The sequence below is a fragment of the Terrirubrum flagellatum genome (assembly GCF_022059845.1).
GTDB lineage: Bacteria > Pseudomonadota > Alphaproteobacteria > Rhizobiales > Beijerinckiaceae > Terrirubrum > Terrirubrum flagellatum.
The window spans coordinates 1,047,836-1,065,809 of the sequence record NZ_CP091851.1 but is presented as its reverse complement, the minus strand read 5'-3'; the positions used below and the strand labels follow the sequence as shown (position 1 = coordinate 1,065,809).

Below are 17,974 nucleotides of genomic sequence, written 5' to 3'. Positions count from 1 at the left end.
TCCTGAAGACGAGGCTGCGTGTCAGCCGCGCGAAGGCTGGAGAAGAATCTCGGAGACATGCGCGCGCGGCGGCAGGCCGAGCACGAACAGGCAAGCGGCCGCGACGTCAGAGGGCTGGAGCGCGTTGCGCCGCATTTCCGGCGTTGGCGGCGTCGGCCTTTTGTCGAGCAGCGGTGTGTCGGTCATCCCTGGCAGAATGGCGGTCACGCGCACACCATGCTCGCGTTCTTCCTCCATCGTTCCGTGCGCGAGCGCGACCACGCCAGCCTTAGTCGCCTGATAGGCGACGCCAGAACGATCCGCGCGTCGCGCAGCGATCGAAGAGACGTGAATAAGGAGGCCACCGCCGGCGCCCCTGAAGTGCGGCACGATCGCGCGCGTCAGATTGAACGCAGCGTCGAGATTGGCGGCGACCATGTCGCGCCAGCTCTCGCTCGTAAGTTCGCCGAGCGCGCGCCGCGCGATGTTGGTTCCGACCGAATTCACCAGCGCGTCGATGCGACCGGCGCGTTGATGCGCCTCGTCGATGGCGCGTGCGGCGGCGTCCGCGTCGCCAGCGTCAGCGACAATAGCCCAGGCCTTCGCGTCCTTACGTCGCTCCTGAATCTCCCCAGCGACCGCAGCGAGCGCGTCGGCGCTGCGCGCGATCAGCACGAGATCGGCGCCCGCTTCCGCCGCCATCAGCGCCGTCGCGCGGCCCATGCCGCTGCTGGCGCCGGCGACAACGATCGTCTGGCCCGCGAGCGTCACGCGCCAGCTCCGATAAGACGCTTGATGTAGTTCAGATCGACCCGCGTCTGATCAAGCGCCTGCGACAGCGGCATTTCGTAGTGGCTGTGCAGCGTCAGCAGACCATTGAAATCAGTCGCCTTGAGGTGGGCGATGACGAGGTCCCATCGCACCATCCCGTCAGGCAGGCCGAGCCAATCAGAGGCCCATTCGCGCTGTCCGGAAGCGTTGAGCTTCGCCGCGAACCAGCCGCCATTCTTGACGCCGACGCAGGACAGCCACGGCTTCAGAGAGTCGAAAGTGAAGCGCCAGTCGTCGCGTCCATCCTGGACCACCTGATTGCCCGGATCGGGATAGGCGGAGATTTTCGCGGCGTCGCGCCCCTCGAGCAGCCGCATTGTCTGCGCGCCGGAAGCGTGAATGGTGCCGCCATGAAGCTGGATCGCGAGCTGCACGCCGGTCTTGCCCGCGAGCGCCTCAAGCCCGTCGAGCTTGCGGCGCGCATCATCGAAGATATCGCGATAATTCGCGCCCGCATATTTGTAATAACCCAGGCGAATGGTGCGGATGCCCGCTTCACGGCACGCGGCGAACACGCGCTCGCTCACATTGTTCGCTTCGTTGAAATCGGTGGTGGCCATCGGGACAGAAAGCCCGGCCTCCTTGAACAGCTTGACCGCGGGTCCAACCCCATCGGGCGTCTCCGGCGTGAGCTGGTGCCCATCACGGATGAGCAGATCGACGCCATCGAATCCGATATCGCTCAAATGCCTCGCGATCTCGCCAAGCGAGAGGCCCTTGAACAGCTTGGTGAACATCACTGTCTTCATGGCTTCCTCTTTGTCTTTTTCGGTTCGCGAAAAGTTGTGGCTTGAGCGGCGCGCAGGCGTGGTGCAGCCGTCGATCCTCTGATGATAAGAGCGGGCGCCGCACTAAGATGAGCCGGTGCCCCGGTCGGCTGCGCCTCAAGCTGCGCCAACAGGCCAGCGATCATGCTGCGCGACATGGCGGCGGTCGGCTGCCGCACCGTCGTCAGAGGCGGCTGGATCAGCTCGGAAAGCACAATGTCGTCGAAGCCGACGATCGACACATCGTCAGGAATGCGAAGACCCATATCGCGCGCGCCGGCATAGGCGCCCCAAGCATAGAGGTCGTTCATGGCGAACACCGCGCTTGGCGGTTCACGTCGCGTCAGCAATTCACGCATGCCGGCGCGACCGAGCTCCGCGCCTTCGGTGTCACCGTAACCGCTGACGGCGGCGCCTTCCCACATCAAATCTTCGTCGATGGCGAGACCCGCATCGCGCATCGCCGCGCGAAATCCGGCAAGGCGCTTGATGCGGCTTTCGGTCCGGATCGGTCCGGAAATCGCGCCGATGCGGCGATGTCCGAGTCCGATCAGATGCTGGATCGCCAACCGCACGCCCAGCTCGTTGTCGACGCTTACGCTACAAGCAGCCGCGTCGTCCTCATCCGTGCCGCGCCAGTCGAACGCAGCTATCACCAGCCCGCGGCTCCGCAGAGAAGCAAGGTGATCGAAGGAAACGGGCGACGAGCCAAAAATCACGCCTTTGACGCCGTAAGAGAGCAACGTCTCTGCATATTGCCGTTCGGCGATCGGATCGCGCTCGGCGTTGCAGATCATCACATTATAGCCGCGCGCGAGCGCCGCCTTTTCGATCTCATGCGCGACCGAACCCCAGAAGGGATTGGCGACGGTCGGCACCACGAGACCGACGGTGCGACTGCGGCCCGTCTTGAGCTGGCGCGCCGACGCGCTCGGGGTGTAACCGAGCTGTTCGATCGCCTGCATGACGCGACTGCGCGTCTCGGCGCTCATGCGCTCGGCGCGACCGTTCAGCACGTTCGAGACAGTCGTGACCGAGACGCCTGCGGCCTGCGCGACGTCGCCGATTCCGGAAGCTGGCTTGAGAGACGACAAGAGAAGTAAACCGTTACACCTTCTTGTCGCGCCCGAAACTCCTGCCGTCAATACTGAATCTCACTCGGTCTTATTTCGTTGCGCCGCACGCATTTGACAACAGTGACCGCGCATGTGTAACGTTTTACAAATAGGAGCATGAGACTCCATTCTGACCGGGACGAAGCGCGATGAACCTCAACCGCACCAGGCGTCAGATTCTCAAAGTCACGGCCCTTGCCGCCTTGGCCGCCCCCGCGCTCGTCCGCGCGCAGACCGCGCAGCGCATTCGTTATGCCGGCTTCGTTCAATCCGAAGGCGAACTGAAGCAGCTCCTCGCTGCGCTCAATCGCTACAAGGCGATCAACCCCGGCGTCGATATCGTTCCCGAATTTACGAATTTCAGTTCATTCATCGACAAGCTGGCGACCGAAACATCGGGCGGCAACGCGCCTGATATGTTCAGTTGCAATGTCGACATCGTCGACGAATATGCGCGCCGCGGCGTGCTGCGTCCGCTCACATCTTATACGCCCAACCCGATCGATCTCTCTGATTATGTGCAGGGCGCCGTGAAGGCCGCGACTGTGAACGGCCAGCTTTTCGCTTTTCCAAATGATGCGATTGGTCCCGCGCTCGTCTGTCGCGCCGACTCCTTCAAGAAGGCTGGCGTCGCGCAGCCCAATCAGATGTGGACCTGGGAGCAACTCGCGAAGATCTCGGTCGATCTCACAAAGGCGAACGGTCCACGTTTCTGGGGCATGGAGGATTCCGGCTCGAATTACATCCCGTGTGATCTCTTCATGCGCGGCATGGGCAAGACGCTTTTCACGCCCGACCGCAAGATCGGCTTCCAGTCTGCCGATCTCGCGGAGTGGTTCGCCTACTGGGATCGCTTGCGCAAATCAGGAGGCGTTCCGCCGGCCGACATTCAGGCGAGCGTCAATGGCAGCGACATCACCACATTCCTCGTGACGCATGGCCGCGCGGCGATGACGGCGGCGCTCACCGACAAGTTCGCTGGCATCCAGACAATGGTGACGAACTCCGAGCTCTTCCTGCAGATGCTGCCAAACGGCTTCGACGGCGGGACGATGAAGCAGAACCATTATGTCTATGCCGGCAATTCGACAGGGCTGTCGGCGAAGTCGCCCCATGTCGATCGCATGGTCGACGTCGTCCGCTACCTGCATCGCGATCACGAAGGTGTGAAGCTGCGCTATCTCGGCAGCGGCATGATCCCCTGCTCCAAGGCGACGCGCGATATGCTGGTCGCGACCGGCAATCCCGTCGACGCCAAGATCGTCGCCTATATCGGCCTCTTGCAGCAACAGGAGGCGGCGCCGCGTTCGCCCGGAGTCGTCGGCATGTCGAACATGCTCCGGCGCATGAACGAGGCCGTCGCGTTCGGCCGTCTGAAACCGCAGGACGCTGCGGCGCAATTTATCGAGGAGGCAGAGAAGAGGTTGAAGGCGTGACGCTTCCCACCGCGGGAATCCATTCATGAGCGCAGCCGCTCTCGCAGCTCCGGCGCGCGCAGCCGCAAAGGCTGCAAGCGGCGCATCCGTGGCGCGCCGCAATCGCGATGGCTATCTCTTCCTGTCGCCTTGGCTGATCGGCTTCTTCTGCCTCACTGGCGGGCCGATCCTCGCCTCGCTCTATTTCTCCTTCACCGATTTCAGCCTGTTCAACGAACCTGCCTGGGTGGGGCTTGAGAACTACAAGCGGCTCATTTTCGACGACCCGCGCTATCGCACGGCGCTTGGCGTCACGCTCGCCTATGTCGTGACGTCGGTGCCGCTGAAGCTCGCTTTTGCGCTCGCCGTCGCACTGCTCCTCAACCGCAACATTTCGGGCGTTGGGCTCTATCGCGCGATCTACTATCTGCCCTCCCTGCTGGGCGGCAGCGTCGCGGTCGCGGTGATGTGGCGCAAGATTTTCGCCTATGACGGCGTCGTCAACGATATGCTGCTCTGGTTCGGGATCGACGGCCCAAGCTGGATTTCGAATCCTGACTATGCGCTCTCCACCATCGTTGCGCTCGCCGTCTGGCAGTTTGGTTCTCCGGCGGTGATCTTTCTGGCTGGGCTAAAGCAGATTCCGCCGGAACTCTATGACGCAGCCGATATCGACGGCGCCGGCCGCTTCGCGACATTCCGAACCGTGACGCTGCCTCTCCTCACACCGATCATCTTCTTCAACCTCGTGATGCAGATGATCAGCGCGTTCCAGGCTTTCACGCCCTCGTTCATCATCAGCAACGGCACCGGGGGCCCGGACGATTCGACGCTGTTTTACACGCTCTATCTCTATGAAGAAGGCTTCTCCCATTTTCGCATGGGCTATGCCTCGGCGATGGCCTGGGCGCTGGTCGGCATCATCGCCACGGCGACCGCGTTCACCTTCATCAGCTCGCGCTACTGGGTGCATTATGGCGATCGCTGACGAAGCCTTCGCGCCACAGCGGCGCAGCAAGGCGCAGCGCGACCTTCTCGCGGCGCTTGCGATTCATAGCGTGCTCATCGCCGGCGCGCTTTTGATGATCTACCCGCTGGTCTGGTTGTTCGTGAGCTCACTCAAAACGGACACGGAAATCTTCTCGAATGCGAGCTTCTGGCCGAGCCAGATCCAGTTCCAGAACTATATCAGGGGATGGCAGGGCGCGGCCGTATCGTTCGGGACCTTCTTCAGGAACTCCCTCGTCGTCTCGACCGCGGCCGTGATCGGAAACGTCTTCGCCTGCTCGCTCGTCGCCTTCGCTTTCGCGCGCATCGACTTCCGCTTCAAGCCGTTCTGGTTCGCGTTGATGATGGGCACCATCATGCTGCCGCATCACGCAACGCTGATCCCGCAATATATCCTCTTTCACAAGCTTGGCTGGGTGAACACCTTCATGCCGCTGATTGCGCCGAAGCTGCTAGCGGTCGACGCATTCTTCGTGTTCCTGATGATCCAGTTCATCCGCGGCATTCCGCGCGAGATCGACGAGGCTGCGCTGATCGATGGCGCGTCGACCTTCATGATTTACCGCATGATCATCTTTCCGCTCATGCGTCCGGCCCTCATCGCGACTGCGATCTTCACCTTCGTCTGGACCTATGAGGATTTCCTGACGCCTCTGGTCTATCTCAGCGACATCGGCCTCTACACCGTGCCGCAGGGATTGCGTTTGATGATGTCCACGACAGGTCAGAGCTCATGGGGGCCGCTGCTGGCCATGTCGCTGCTGTCGCTTGTTCCCCTGCTGATCGTCTTCCTCTTCTTCCAGAAGCGATTGATCGACGGCATCGCGACGACAGGTCTCAAGGGCTAAGTTGAAATATCGAGGCGGGCGAAGCTCGCCCGCCCTGCCTCGCAGCCTGACTTAGGCCGCCAGCTTTTCAGGAGGCGTGAAGGACAGGCCTTGCGCCTCCGCAACCGGCTTGCAGGTCAGCGCGCCGTCATGGACGTTGAGTCCATTGCGCAGATGCGCGTCTTCCAGCAGCGCGCGACGCCAGCCCTTATTTGCAATCGCGAGAGCGAACGGCAAGGTCGCGTTGTTCAGCGCGAACGTCGAGGTGCGCGCGACGGCGCCCGGCATGTTGGCGACACAGTAATGCACGACGCCATCGACGACATAGGTGGGATCAGCGTGGGTCGTGGCGTGCGAGGTCTCGCAGCAGCCGCCCTGATCGATGGCGACGTCGACGATCACCGAGCCCGGCCTCATGGTCGCCAGCATCGCGCGCGTCACGAGTTTCGGCGCGGCGGCGCCGGGGATGAGCACCGCGCCAATTACGAGATCGGCATTCGCGACATGGTCGGCGATCGTGGCCGCCGTCGAGAACAGTGTCCGCGCCGCGCCGCCGAATTGCGCCGACAGACGGCGAAGCGCGGCATGCGAGCGGTCGATCACAGTGACGCTCGCGCCCATGCCGAGCGCGATCGCCGTCGCATGCGAGCCGGAAACACCTCCGCCGAGAATGACGACGTCGGCGGGCGCAACGCCCGGCACGCCGCCGAGAAGCACGCCACGGCCGCCATGCTCCTTCTGCAGGGCGGTCGCGCCGACCTGCGGCGACAGCCGGCCGGCGACTTCTGACATGGGCGCCAGCAACGGGAGGCCCCCGTCTTGTGACGTCACGGTCTCGTAGGCGATGCAGGTCGCGCCAGACTTCATGAGGTCACGCGTCTGTGCGACGTCAGGCGCAAGATGGAGGTAGGTGAACAATATCTGCCCGCGCCGCAGCCGCGCACGCTCTTCCGCCTGCGGCTCCTTGACCTTGATGATCATCTCGGCGTCGCTGAAGACAGCCGCAGCGTCAGGGGCGATCTTTGCGCCGGCGGCCTCATACTCGGCGTCGCTGACACCGGCCCCGAGCCCTGCGCCTTTCTCGATCAGAACCTCATGCCCCGCGCGCGTCAGCTCCATTACTGAGGCTGGAACGAGCCCGACACGGTATTCGTGATTCTTGATCTCCTTCGGCGTTCCGATGCGCATGCGCCCCTCCTCCCGGCTTGCTGGTCGCAACCAGCATCGTCGGAGACGACCGTTATTTCCCGGCGTTTAGAAGCAAGCATTCCTAACCATTTGCAGGATTCCACCACTGTATGTCGCTTACGCGATTGAAACCTGCGCCCCTGCGAAATAGGCTCAGCCATGGCCGATGACCGGAATCATGCTCAGCTCGATGGACTCGATCGCAAATTGCTGCGCGAATTGTGCCGCGATGCGCGCCTCAGCCACGTTGAATTGTCGGAGCGCATCGGGCTCTCCCCGACCGCCTGCGCGCGTCGTCTGGCGCATCTTGAGAAGGCCGGCGTGCTGCGCGGCTATGCGCCCGAGATCGACGCGGGATTGCTGGGATTTTCTCTGACGGTAATCGTGCTCATCGCGCTTGAGCGGCAAAGCGAGGAGGCGCTAAAGGCGTTCGAGATGGAGGTCGCGAAATGTCCTGACGTCGTCGCCTGCCACCTCATGTCTGGCGCCGACGACTATCTCCTGCAGGTGCAGGCCCGCGACATCGCGGATTTCGAGCGCATCCACAAGACGCACCTGTCCCGCCTCCCCGGCGTGGCGCGCGTCCATTCGAGCTTCGCCATGCGCAGCATCATCAAGCGAACGATCTCGCTCTCGGCGCTCGCCTGAGTGGGACCGCCGCCGTCTGAGCGTGAGTGAGCCCGATCAGGAATACCTCACCTTCGCGACTGAAGCTGGCGCTCAACCGGCAAACACGGCATTCCATCCCCACCGTCCGGCCTGCTCCGAACCGCCCGTTACAGAGGACTGAAATGACCAATACCCCTGACTTCGACGAACAGATCGAGCGCCGCGGCACGCATTCGGCGAAATGGGACATGATGGAGGCCAACTTCGGGGTGTCGCCATCCGACGGCATCGCCATGTGGGTGGCGGACATGGATTTCCGGCCGCCGGCCTGCGTGCAGACGGCGGTCGACGCAATGGCCGCGCATGGCGTCTATGGCTACTTCGGCGACGACAAGGCCAATCGCGACGCCATCTGCTGGTGGATGAAGAACCGCCACGGCTGGGATGTCGCGCCGGACTCGATCTTCACCACCCATGGGCTGGTGAACGGCACGGCGCTGTGCATTGACGCCTACACGAAGCCCGGCGACAGCGTCGTACTTACGACGCCGGTCTATCACGCCTTCTCCCGCATCATCAGATCTGCGGATCGACGCGTCGTTGAATGCCCTCTCGCGCTTGAGGACGGCCGCTACGTTCTCGACATCGCGCGCTGGGACGCGCAGATGACCGGCGCGGAAAAGATGTTCATTCTCTGCTCGCCGCACAATCCCGGCGGGCGGGTCTGGACTCGCGACGAGTTGCGCGCCATCGCGGATTTCTGCCGGCGTCATAACCTGATCCTCGTCTCGGACGAGATCCATCATGATCTCGTCTTGCCTGGCGCCAAACACACCGCGATGGCCGTGGCGGCGCCGGAGATCATGGATCGTCTCGTCATGATGACCGCAACGACCAAGACCTTCAACATGGCCGGCTGCCATGTCGGCAACGTCATCATTCCCGATGAAAAACTGCGCGCGGCGTTTCGAGCGCGCATGAACGCCATGGGCATCTCGCCGAATTCCTTCGGCATCGCCATGGCGACCGCCGCCTATAGTCCCCAAGGCGCGGCCTGGGTCGATGCCCTGACCACCTATCTCGACGGCAACCGGCGCGCGTTTGACGACGCCGTAAATTCAATTCCGGGGCTGCGCTCGATGCCGCTGGAAGCCACCTACCTCGGTTGGGTCGATTTCTCCGGCACGGGCATGGAGCCGTCTGAATTCATCGCGCGCATCGAGAAGCAGGCGAAGATCGCAGCGAACCACGGCTCAAGCTTCGGCCTCGGCGGCGGCAATTTCATGCGCTTCAATCTGGCGACGCCGCGCGCCATCGTCGCCCAAGCCGCCGGACGCCTGAAGAAGGCGTTTTCAGACCTGCAATAGAAGCCTCCGCGCTGGCGCCGTTAGACCGCGACGACGTAGCCGTCTCGTCGCGGATCGGCGGCGCCCGTCATCACGCCTGTATCAGGGTCGATTGCGACCGCCTGCATGCCGCCGCACTTCATCGTCCAGCCGACATCGAAGGCTTCGATCTCGTGGCCGCGCTTGCGCAACTCGGCGATCGTCTCCGGCGCGACGCGGTTTTCCGCCTGAATAAAACGACCGTCCCATAGCCGCGCACGCGGCGCCTCGATCGCCTCCTGCAATGGCAGGCCGAAATCGAGATGCTGCACCATGGCCTGCGTCTGGGTCTGCATGATGCCGTAGCTGCCAGGCGTGCCGAGCGCGAGGACGGCCTTCCCGCCGCGAGTGGAAATGCTTGGCGACATGCACATCGGCAACTCATCGCCAGGCTTCGAGCGGTTCGGGCTGCCAGGCTGGACATCCGCCCAATAGAGGAAATTGTTGAGGCAGAGCCCTGTGCCCGGCACGACCACCCCGCTGCCGAACGGGCTGCCGAGGCTGTTGGTGATGCAGACGAGATTGCCCTCTGCATCCGCCGCCGAGAAAGAGGTCGTATGCGCGGGGTCTTCCGTCGGCTGAGGCGTCCATTGTTCGGTCGGTCCTTCAATTGGAACGCCATCGCCGACACGGCGGCGCAGCTTCGCAATCGACGTTTCTGAAAATATCTCCGCCAGTTTCTCTGGCGATGGATTGTTGTTCGCGATTCTCACGCCGGCCGCGAGCCGGATCGCGCGACAGACAAGATCGAGATGCTCGGCTCCATCCTTCGGCAACTTCGCGATATCGAAGCCTTCGATGATCTTGAGACTGAGCAGAAACTGGAACGCCTCGCAGGTCGGAGGCGGCACATGAATGTCGAGGCCGCGATAATCGGCGACGAGTGGCTCGCGCCAGCGCGGCTTCACCGCTGCGAGATCGGCCATCGTCATCGTGCCGCCAAGCGCATTGAGACGCGCTACGATCCGTTCGCCGAGCTCGCCGCGATAGAGATGATCGGGCCCCTTCACCGCGATCTCGCTGAGCGTGCGCGCGAGGTCGGGCTGGCGTAGAACCTGACCGAGTTTCACCGGCGCGCCCTCCGGCAGATAGTTGGCGGCAAAAGCGGGATAGAGATCGGGCCACGCCTTCAACAGCGGCGCCTGTCCGTTGAACTCTTCCACGCCAAATTCGGAAAGGCCAAAGCCGTCGCGCGCAAGAGCGATCGCCGGCGCGAGGATTTCGCTGAGCGGCTTGCGGCCATAGTGCGACGCCAGTTCGCACCATCCCGCAAGATTGCCAGGCATCGCGACCGCATGCGGTCCGCGTTCGAGATCGGCGCGCTTGGAAAATCGCGCGGCGGGGAAGCTCTTCTGGATCGGCGGCACGAAATCCAGCACGCGGACGCGGCTTTCCGCGGCGACCCATAAAGTCGCCGAACCCATGCCGGAGAGACTCGACATGAAGGGCTCGACGACATTCAGCGCTGCGGCCGTCGCTGCGATGGCGTCGAATGCGTTGCCGCCCTGAATCAGGAGCCGCGCGCCTGCCTGAGCCGCGAGCGGATGGGCCGCGGCGACCATGCCGTGGCGGGAGAATATTGTCGGGCGGCGGCCATGCATCGTCGGTGATCCTCCCCTTTCCGCGCTCGGCGGCGGGCGTGATCAGAGCATAATTCGCGTGCGGGAACAGTCTGCCGTCCCTGATTTTTGCGACGACGTGACGTGTCATCCGCGCATGACCGCCGCCATTATCGCGCGGGTTCGGTGGATCGGCGGCGCGTCCCGACGGCCGACGCCCTCATGCACCCTATCCGTCGATTTTCAGATCGACGCCTCCCGAATTGCCCGGCGTCACGACGCGCCAATCGCCCGCGGTCGGAATCGGCCATTGACCGCCGGCTCTGCTGAGCCGCGCGGAGACGATGCGTCCGGTCCAGCTCAGAGCAACGCGAAGATCAAGGAACTGGCCGTTGCGAAGGCCCCAGCTCAAGCCGTCGTCCTCGAAGTGCCGCCCCTCGCCCGTTCCGCTCTCTCCGGCCGTCGCGAGATAAAGCAGCCTTGCAGGCGCATCATGAGGCTTCACGAAGGGCGTCGCGCTCGCGAGCGCCAACGCTGCGCCGACGCGAATGAAGATCGGCGGCTTGCCGAGCTCGGCGCCGACGCTGACTTCCGATCCCGCGGGATGAAGCACGCCGGTATGGAATTCGATCCAGCCGGCCGGCCCTTTCGGCAAATAAGTCGTCTTCGTGCGTGCGCCTTCCTCGACAACCGGCGAGAACAGCACGTCGGGCCCGAGCATCATGGAATCATGCTCTTCATAGGCTCTCGGATCATCCGGGAATTCGTAGAAGAGCGGCCGGATGATCGGCGAGCCGTCCTGATGCGCCTGATAGGCCAGCGAGTACATTAGCGGCAGGAATGTCGTGCGCAGATTCAGCGCCTCGCGGATCTGAGGGAGCACATCCGGATAGAGCCACGGCACCGTCGCCGCACTCCAGTCAGGCGCGACATCCGGTTTCCAGGAATTCATGATCGCGCGCGGATGCAACGCCATCATCTCGACCCATCTGCAGAGAAGCTCAGGCCTTGGACGCGGTCCGGTGAAACCACCGACATCGTGACCGACCTTCGACTGTCCCGACAAAGCCATCGAGAGGCCGTTGCGCAGGTTCCACTTCAGCGTATGCCAAGAGGTTTCGTTGTCGCCGCTCCAGGTCTCGCAGTAGCGCTGCAAACCGACCGGCCCGGCGCGCGTGACGGTGAACGGCCTGACATTCGCGTCGCGAGCCTGTGTGGCCTCGTAAGTCGCGCGTGTCATCAGCAGCGCATGGAGCGGGCGCGTCGCCGTCGCTGTGACAGGCGTTCCGAAGCCGGTCGCCAGCGCGCCATCGCGGCCGATTTCATATTCGTTGTTGTCGTTCCAGCCGGCGGTGAAACCGACATCGAGAACCTGACTTGTGAGGCGCGATTGCCACCAGCGCCCCGTCTCTGGATTGGTGAAGTCGAGATAAGAGCCCATTCCATCCCAGAACTGCTCAAGCACCGGTTCGCCGGCCTCGTCCTTGACGAAACCGCCCGCCGTCTTGATCGAGGTGTAATCGGGATGATCGTCTATCAGCACAGGCTTGAGATTGGCGACGGTGGGAAAGCCCAATTCCGTCAGTCGCGCGAACAGCGCTTTCGCGTCGGGGAATTTCGACTTGTTCCAGGTGAAGACATAACGCCGCTTGCCGCGACTCGAATAGCCTGAACCGAAATGGATCGCGCTGATCGCAATCTCTTCCGTGCGACAACGTTCGGCGAAAGCCTTGATGACCTCCTGTCCATTCACGTCATCAGCGTGATGCATCGTCGTGAACGCAAAGCCGAAGCTCCAGCGCGGCAACAGCGCCTGCCGACCAGTCAGCATGGCGAAGCGGCGCGTCACACTCGCGAGATCGGGGCCCGCGATCAGCCAGAGATCGAGGCCTTTTTCCTCGATTTCTACATATCGGTAGATGCCGTGATAATTCGAACGCTCGCATCCGAGATCGAACGTCATCGGCGCAAGGCTGTCATAAAACAGTCCGCCCACCACGCCGCCGGACTGCACGGCCATGTAAGGCGTATGTTTGTAGAGCGGATCGCCTATCGCCGCGTCATAGCCCAGCGCGTCGAGCTGCAGCATGCGGAAGCGGCGGCCAGTGCGATCCATCGGACCTGTCTTATCACCAAGTCCGAAATGCCTGTCCTCGAATGGCCGTTTCTGGAAATGCCGGATGCGTTCACCGCGATCCGTCAGCGCAAAACCGCCGGTGTCGCGATCGCTGATCCACGGGCGCCACTCGTCGCCGACGCGCTGTTCGATCGCGATGCGCAAAGGCGCGCCCATCAGCGTGAGGCGAAACTGGCCCGCGGTCAGGATATGGGCCTCACCGCTCTTTTCGAGCGCGGCGTGCGGCGGCGAAAATCCCGCGGCGTCATCTCTGTTGCGCCCTTCCCACGGCGTGTCGCCCTCCGGCGCGATCATCCATGTGCGGTCAAGCGGGAGACCCTTGTCCGGCTCGACGACGATGCGCAGCAATTCGTTCGACATCACGCGCACACGCAGGCGCCATCCACGCTCCAGCGACGCATCGAAGCCATGAGCACGGGACGCGATCGCGCCGATCGACTGAAAAATCTGCATGAGGAAAACTCAGGAGAGAGGACGGAGAACCTTGCCGGTTTCCGCATTGAAGAGATGGCGCAGTTGAGGCTCGCCGAGCTGAAGCCCGACAGCTTCGCCGCGCGCGACCCGCGTCTGCCCTGGCAAGCGGACCGAAAGATTTTCGCCTGACGGCAAAGCGCCGTGGAGATAGCTTTCGCCGCCAAGCTGCTCCGTGATCGCGATCGACAATGTCGCATCGCGAGCCTCGCTGTCGGCAAGGGCGATATGCTCCGGTCTGACGCCCAGCTTCACCGGCGCGCCTTCACCAATCCCATCAGCCGCACAAGGCGTCTTCACCGCGCCGCCCGAATCCAGCGCGACAGTCACGCCATCCGCTTCAATCGTCTTGACCGTGCCATTGAGGAAATTCATCCGCGGAGAGCCGATGAATCCGGCGACGAAGAGATTGGCGGGCCGGTTGTAGAGATCGAGCGGCTTGCCGAACTGCTCCAGCCGGCCATTGTTCAGCACCGCGATCCGGTCAGCCATCGTCATGGCCTCGACCTGATCATGGGTGACATAGATCATGGTGTTGCCGAGCCGATCGTGAAGATTGCCGATCTCGACGCGCATCTGCACGCGCAGCTCCGCATCGAGATTCGAAAGCGGCTCATCAAACAGGAATATCTTGGGCTCGCGCACCACCGCGCGACCAATCGCCACGCGCTGACGCTGGCCGCCGGAAAGCTGGCCCGGCCGCCGCTCAAGAAGCTGCTCCATGCGCAACATGCGCGCCGCCTCCGCCACGCGGCGATCGATCTCGGCTCGCGGCGTTTTCAAATTCTCAAGACCAAATGAGAGATTCTGCCGAACATTCATGTGGGGATAGAGCGCGTAGCTCTGAAACACCATGGCGAGCCCGCGCTCGGCCGCCGGCACGTCATTCACGACCGCGTTATCGATGACGATCGAGCCGCTCGACGTCTGTTCAAGCCCCGCGATCATCCGCAGCAATGTCGACTTACCGCAGCCGGACGGGCCGACGAACACGATGAATTCGCCATGATCGATCGACAGGTCGATCCCGTGAATGACCTTGGTCGGGCCGAAATTCTTGATGACCTGCTTGAGTTCGAGCGTCGCCATCACTTCAGTCCCGTATTGGCGATGCCGGTAGTGATATGTTTCTGCAGGAACGCGAACACGAGCGTCACCGGAAGAAGCGTGAGAACCGTCATGGCGAGCAGATAATGCATATTGTCGTTGAGCTCCCCCTTAAAGGTTGAGAGGCCAAGCTGCAGCGTGAAGACTTCTGATTGCGTGAGGACGATGAGCGGCCACATGAAGTCGTTCCAGCGCCAGATAACGGAAAGGATCGCCAGCACCGACAGCGCCGGCATCGTCAGCGGCAGCATGATGCGCCAGAAGATCTTCCATTCCGACGCGGCGTCCATGCGCGCCGCCTCCAGAAGCTCGTCGGGGATCGTCAACATATATTGACGCAGCAGGAATACGCCTGTCGGCGTCGCGATCGCCGGAATGATGACGCCCCACAGCGTGTTGAGCATGCCAAGCGAACTGACTGTGATGAATAAGGGCACGAGAATGACCGTCGGCGGGATCAGGAGGGTCGAGACGATGACGATCACCATCGCGTCGCGCCCCCTGAATTTGTATTTCGAGAGGGCGAACGCCGCCATCGCATTGACCACGAGCGTCAGCAATGTCGCGACGACAGTGACGAAGGTCGAATTCCAGAAATAGCGCAGGAAATTGAAAGTGCGCGATTGCGCCGAGCCAATTGTCGGATCGGTGTAGTTCTCCCAGCGCGGTTTGACCGCATCCTTGCGGGCAAGCGACATGCGCGGAACTTCGAAAATCTCGGCGGGCTTCGCGAGATCAAAGACGCGCGCATTGACCCCACGCGGCCCGACGAAAGCAACATCGGCCTTGGCGCCGTCCGGCTTGGTCCACACAAAAACGCCAAGTCTTCGCTGGCCGTCCGGTGACGGCGTCGTGAGTTGTTCGTAAGGCAGAAGCCTTGGATCATTCTCGACGAGCGCACCGGGCGATTTGATCGAGGACATGAACATCCACAGGATCGGCAAGGCGACGACGAGCACGCCGATCGCGAGATAGGCGTAGACGAACCAGTCGCTCCAATGCAGCCGGCCGCGGCCGCGCGTGCGCATGAGGAAGCCGGAGACGTCGACAGACGTGATCATCCGCCAGCCCTCTTCCGGGTTGCAGCTAGCTGAGCCAGCGTCAGGATCAGCAGCACGCCCGCGACGAGCACGGAGGACGCCGCTGCGATACCGTAACGCTTGGCGTCACCGATGAAGGCGCTCTCATAGATGTGCTGCACGATCATTTTGGTCGCCTGCCCCGGCCCGCCGCCTGTGAGCACGTAGACTTCATCGAAAACCTGGAAGGCGCGGATCAGCGAGAGCACCAGCACCACGATCATGGTCGGCGCCAGCAGCGGCAACGTGATGCGCCAGAACTGACGCGACCGCGACGTGCCGTCCATCTCGGCGGCCTCGTAGAGATCCTTCGGAATCGCCTGCAATCCCGCGAGCAGGATGAGCATGTAGAAGCCGAGATGACCCCATGTGTAGACGAAGATCACCCAGAATGTCGGCCATCCCGAGCGAGCGTCGATCAGCCAGTTCACGGGACGATACGTCGGTAGCGACCACACTTCATGAGGAACAAGCCAAGCGACCAACGGCGCGATCGCAAGGGCTGCGCCAATGGCGAGCGGCCTGCTGAAACGGGCGAGCAACTGCGAAAGCGCGATCGCAAGCACTGTGAAAAGAAAAAACGGAAACAGAGTCGTCCCGGCGAATGCGTTCCAGCCATCCACCACATTTTCAAGCAGCGCATTGAGAATGCCGCGGCGCTTCAGCACCCAATCCCAGGTGACCGCGATCACGACCGGCGACAGCATCACAGGATAGAAATAGATGGCGCGCCAGAATCCCCTCGCCCTGATCTCGCGATTGAGAATGAGCGCCGTGATGAGAGCCGTCACGATCATGACGGGCACCTGCACCACGGCGAAGAACAAGGTGTTCCAGACGCCTGTCCAGAAGGAGAAGCCGGCGACCGGACAGGTCTTGGGATCGAGATAGCTCGGGCAGTTCAGCAATTCTCGGAAATTATCGAGCCCGACGAATGGCCGATCGCTCAGGATCACCGACTGGCCGCCGGTGAAGGCGATGTAGAAATTGAGCAGCATCGGCCAGAAGGAGAATAGGCCGAAGACAAGGATGTTGGGCAGCAGGAAGACATAGGCCATCCTGTGCGCGCCGATATGGCGCTGGAGCGCGCGAAACGGCCCGTCGAGCATATCGCCGAGCTTGCCCCAGGCCCACCCCGCAGCATGGCCGACGGAGAGGGCGCGGGAGCGCGTTGAAGATCCGGCGACGCTGCTCACGTCAGAGGCCGCGGATTACTTCTTCACCGCGTTGTCGATTTCTTCCTGAACCTTCGCATAGGCCTGCGGCAGCGTGAGCGTGCCGGTGATGGCCTGCGCGACATAGTTCACCGTGGCGTTGAAGATCGCAACGTTGCGTTGATAGCTCTGAAGCTGATGGGCGACCGGCGAGATCTTCGCGAAATCCGCGGTGAACTGCTTCAGTGCCGCCTGCGTTTCCGGTCCGACATCCTTGCCGTAGTTGAGGCCCTTCTCCGCGAGCCCCTTATGCGCGGGAATCTGAACGGTGCGCTCGTAATACTCCTTGAGCACGGACTCGGAGACCATGAACTCCATCACTTTCGCGACTTCGGCCGGATGCTTCGTCGCCTTGAATCCCACCATCGCCGCGCCGCCCGGCATCGCCGAGCACCCGGCGGGACCGCAAGGCTGCGGCGGCACGATCCACTCGAACTTGTCGCCGATGTCGGACTGGAATTTCTGGATCATCCAGGAGCCGGCGATCTGCATGACGACATCGCCATTGATGAACATGTCGCCGGCGTTCTTCCATTTCGCGCCGGACGCGCCCGGCCACAGATCCTGCGGCATCAGCCCGTCCTTGTGCCACTGCACCATGCGCTCGGAGACGGCCTTGAAGCCGTCATCGACAACAGCGCTCGGATTGCCGTTGGCGTCGAAATATTTCGCGCCATAGGAGATCGCGACGCCGGCGAAGCGATGGCCCGTGCGGTCCATGACCATGCCGGCATAGACCTTGCCCTTCTTCTGCACTTCCGCGGTCGCCTTCGCCCAATCGTCCCAGGTCGCGCCGGCGCCCGGCATCTTCACGCCGGTCTGATCAAACATCGTCTTGTTGACGAAGGGCCCGGTGACGGTGAGCTGCGTCATCCAGCCATAGATGCCCTTGTCATCCTTGCCGACGCGCATCCATGGCAAGGTCGTCGCGAAATTATTTTCCCAGTACGCCGCGTTGATGTAGGGCCTGAGATCGAGATAATATTTGTTGAGGCCGCCGAGATTGGTGACGCGCGCCATGTCAGGCGCCTCGCCGCCCTGCAAACGCGTCTCGAGCTGCTCGCGGATGACGGCGAAACCGACCTTGTCGACCGTCACCTTGATGTTCGGATTGGCTTTCTCGAAGCGATCGAGCAGATCGCGCGAGACGTCGCACTCATTGCCGTCGGCATAACAGAGATAGCGGAGATTGACGGTCTGCGCTGACGCCGACGCTCCAAACGATGCGGCCAGCGCAAGCGCGAACAGGCTCGTCTTCACGAGTGATGTCTTCATTACGTCCT

At 62.4% G+C, this 17,974-nt stretch carries 15 protein-coding genes; 5 read left to right on the top strand and 10 right to left on the bottom strand.

Going from position 1 to position 17,974, the window contains the following annotated elements; translation table 11 throughout:
• Positions 1 to 21: 21 nt before the first annotated feature.
• The 3 genes from L8F45_RS05320 to L8F45_RS05310 are packed head-to-tail and all read right to left on the bottom strand — an operon-like array spanning position 22 to position 2,671.
• A complete protein-coding gene (locus tag L8F45_RS05320; protein WP_342361848.1) occupies positions 22 to 750 on the bottom strand; it encodes an SDR family oxidoreductase in 729 nt (242 codons plus the stop codon).
• Complete coding sequence (locus tag L8F45_RS05315; RefSeq protein ID WP_342361847.1) at positions 747 to 1,559, bottom strand: sugar phosphate isomerase/epimerase family protein; 813 nt, start codon at positions 1,557 to 1,559, stop codon at positions 747 to 749. Before L8F45_RS05315 ends, L8F45_RS05320 begins: the two co-directional genes overlap by 4 nt.
• A complete protein-coding gene (locus L8F45_RS05310) occupies positions 1,556 to 2,671 on the bottom strand; it encodes a LacI family DNA-binding transcriptional regulator (RefSeq protein WP_342361846.1) in 1,116 nt (371 codons plus the stop codon). Before L8F45_RS05310 ends, L8F45_RS05315 begins: the two co-directional genes overlap by 4 nt.
• Before the next feature lie 170 nt (positions 2,672 to 2,841).
• Here L8F45_RS05310 and L8F45_RS05305 point away from each other — a divergent pair, with 170 nt between their 5' ends.
• Genes L8F45_RS05305 through L8F45_RS05295 form a run of 3 tightly spaced genes read left to right on the top strand, consistent with a single transcriptional unit; the run spans position 2,842 to position 5,963 of the window.
• Positions 2,842 to 4,128, top strand: a complete 1,287-nt coding sequence (locus tag L8F45_RS05305; protein WP_342361845.1) for an ABC transporter substrate-binding protein — start codon at positions 2,842 to 2,844, stop codon at positions 4,126 to 4,128.
• Positions 4,129 to 4,153: 25 nt separating this feature from the next.
• Entirely contained in the window at positions 4,154 to 5,095 is a 942-nt protein-coding gene (locus tag L8F45_RS05300; protein ID WP_342361844.1) for a carbohydrate ABC transporter permease, read from the top strand.
• Positions 5,082 to 5,963 (top strand): carbohydrate ABC transporter permease, encoded by an 882-nt coding sequence (locus L8F45_RS05295; RefSeq protein WP_342361843.1) that lies wholly within the window; start codon positions 5,082 to 5,084, stop codon positions 5,961 to 5,963. The genes L8F45_RS05300 and L8F45_RS05295 overlap by 14 nt, the downstream gene beginning before the upstream one ends.
• A gap of 51 nt (positions 5,964 to 6,014) precedes the next feature.
• Here L8F45_RS05295 and ald read toward each other — a convergent pair whose 3' ends face one another.
• Positions 6,015 to 7,130 (bottom strand): alanine dehydrogenase, encoded by a 1,116-nt coding sequence (ald, locus tag L8F45_RS05290; RefSeq protein WP_342361842.1) that lies wholly within the window; start codon positions 7,128 to 7,130, stop codon positions 6,015 to 6,017.
• A 159-nt stretch (positions 7,131 to 7,289) separates the two neighbouring features.
• On the opposite strand from ald, the gene L8F45_RS05285 reads away from it, so the two are divergent.
• Together L8F45_RS05285 and L8F45_RS05280 are read left to right on the top strand one after the other, a co-directional pair.
• Positions 7,290 to 7,778: an Lrp/AsnC family transcriptional regulator gene (locus L8F45_RS05285; protein ID WP_342361841.1), complete on the top strand. Its 489-nt coding sequence runs from the start codon at positions 7,290 to 7,292 to the stop codon at positions 7,776 to 7,778.
• A gap of 143 nt (positions 7,779 to 7,921) precedes the next feature.
• Entirely contained in the window at positions 7,922 to 9,106 is a 1,185-nt protein-coding gene (locus tag L8F45_RS05280) for a MalY/PatB family protein (protein ID WP_342361840.1), read from the top strand.
• 20 nt (positions 9,107 to 9,126) lie between these two features.
• Here L8F45_RS05280 and L8F45_RS05275 read toward each other — a convergent pair whose 3' ends face one another.
• The 6 genes from L8F45_RS05275 to L8F45_RS05250 form a co-directional block, all read right to left on the bottom strand.
• A complete protein-coding gene (locus tag L8F45_RS05275) occupies positions 9,127 to 10,725 on the bottom strand; it encodes a gamma-glutamyltransferase family protein (protein WP_342361839.1) in 1,599 nt (532 codons plus the stop codon).
• 187 nt (positions 10,726 to 10,912) lie between these two features.
• Positions 10,913 to 13,273 carry a TIM-barrel domain-containing protein gene (locus tag L8F45_RS05270; RefSeq protein ID WP_342361838.1) on the bottom strand — a complete coding sequence of 787 codons (2,361 nt, stop codon included), beginning with the start codon at positions 13,271 to 13,273 and terminating at the stop codon, positions 10,913 to 10,915.
• 9 nt (positions 13,274 to 13,282) lie between these two features.
• On the bottom strand, positions 13,283 to 14,380 hold the full coding sequence (locus L8F45_RS05265; protein WP_342361837.1) for an ABC transporter ATP-binding protein: 1,098 nt from the start codon (positions 14,378 to 14,380) through the stop codon (positions 13,283 to 13,285).
• Complete coding sequence (locus tag L8F45_RS05260; RefSeq protein WP_342361836.1) at positions 14,380 to 15,459, bottom strand: carbohydrate ABC transporter permease; 1,080 nt, start codon at positions 15,457 to 15,459, stop codon at positions 14,380 to 14,382. The genes L8F45_RS05265 and L8F45_RS05260 overlap by 1 nt, the downstream gene beginning before the upstream one ends.
• Positions 15,456 to 16,673, bottom strand: coding sequence for a carbohydrate ABC transporter permease (locus tag L8F45_RS05255; RefSeq protein WP_342361835.1), 1,218 nt, complete (start codon positions 16,671 to 16,673; stop codon positions 15,456 to 15,458). Before L8F45_RS05255 ends, L8F45_RS05260 begins: the two co-directional genes overlap by 4 nt.
• A gap of 15 nt (positions 16,674 to 16,688) precedes the next feature.
• Entirely contained in the window at positions 16,689 to 17,966 is a 1,278-nt protein-coding gene (locus L8F45_RS05250; RefSeq protein WP_342361834.1) for an ABC transporter substrate-binding protein, read from the bottom strand.
• Positions 17,967 to 17,974: the final 8 nt, after the last annotated feature.

Bases quoted from the DNA above. Each gene is read 5' to 3' on its own strand.
- L8F45_RS05315 (WP_342361847.1), bottom strand. From the start codon at position 1,559: ATGAAGACAGTGATGTTCACCAAGCTGTTCAAGGGCCTCTCGCTTGGC.
- L8F45_RS05305 (WP_342361845.1), top strand. From the start codon at position 2,842: ATGAACCTCAACCGCACCAGGCGTCAGATTCTCAAAGTCACGGCCCTT.
- L8F45_RS05300 (WP_342361844.1), top strand. From the start codon at position 4,154: ATGAGCGCAGCCGCTCTCGCAGCTCCGGCGCGCGCAGCCGCAAAGGCT.
- L8F45_RS05295 (WP_342361843.1), top strand. From the start codon at position 5,082: ATGGCGATCGCTGACGAAGCCTTCGCGCCACAGCGGCGCAGCAAGGCG.
- ald (WP_342361842.1), bottom strand. From the start codon at position 7,130: ATGCGCATCGGAACGCCGAAGGAGATCAAGAATCACGAATACCGTGTC.
- L8F45_RS05285 (WP_342361841.1), top strand. From the start codon at position 7,290: ATGGCCGATGACCGGAATCATGCTCAGCTCGATGGACTCGATCGCAAA.
- L8F45_RS05280 (WP_342361840.1), top strand. From the start codon at position 7,922: ATGACCAATACCCCTGACTTCGACGAACAGATCGAGCGCCGCGGCACG.
- L8F45_RS05275 (WP_342361839.1), bottom strand. From the start codon at position 10,725: ATGCATGGCCGCCGCCCGACAATATTCTCCCGCCACGGCATGGTCGCC.
- L8F45_RS05270 (WP_342361838.1), bottom strand. From the start codon at position 13,273: ATGCAGATTTTTCAGTCGATCGGCGCGATCGCGTCCCGTGCTCATGGC.
- L8F45_RS05265 (WP_342361837.1), bottom strand. From the start codon at position 14,380: ATGGCGACGCTCGAACTCAAGCAGGTCATCAAGAATTTCGGCCCGACC.
- L8F45_RS05260 (WP_342361836.1), bottom strand. From the start codon at position 15,459: ATGATCACGTCTGTCGACGTCTCCGGCTTCCTCATGCGCACGCGCGGC.
- L8F45_RS05250 (WP_342361834.1), bottom strand. From the start codon at position 17,966: ATGAAGACATCACTCGTGAAGACGAGCCTGTTCGCGCTTGCGCTGGCC.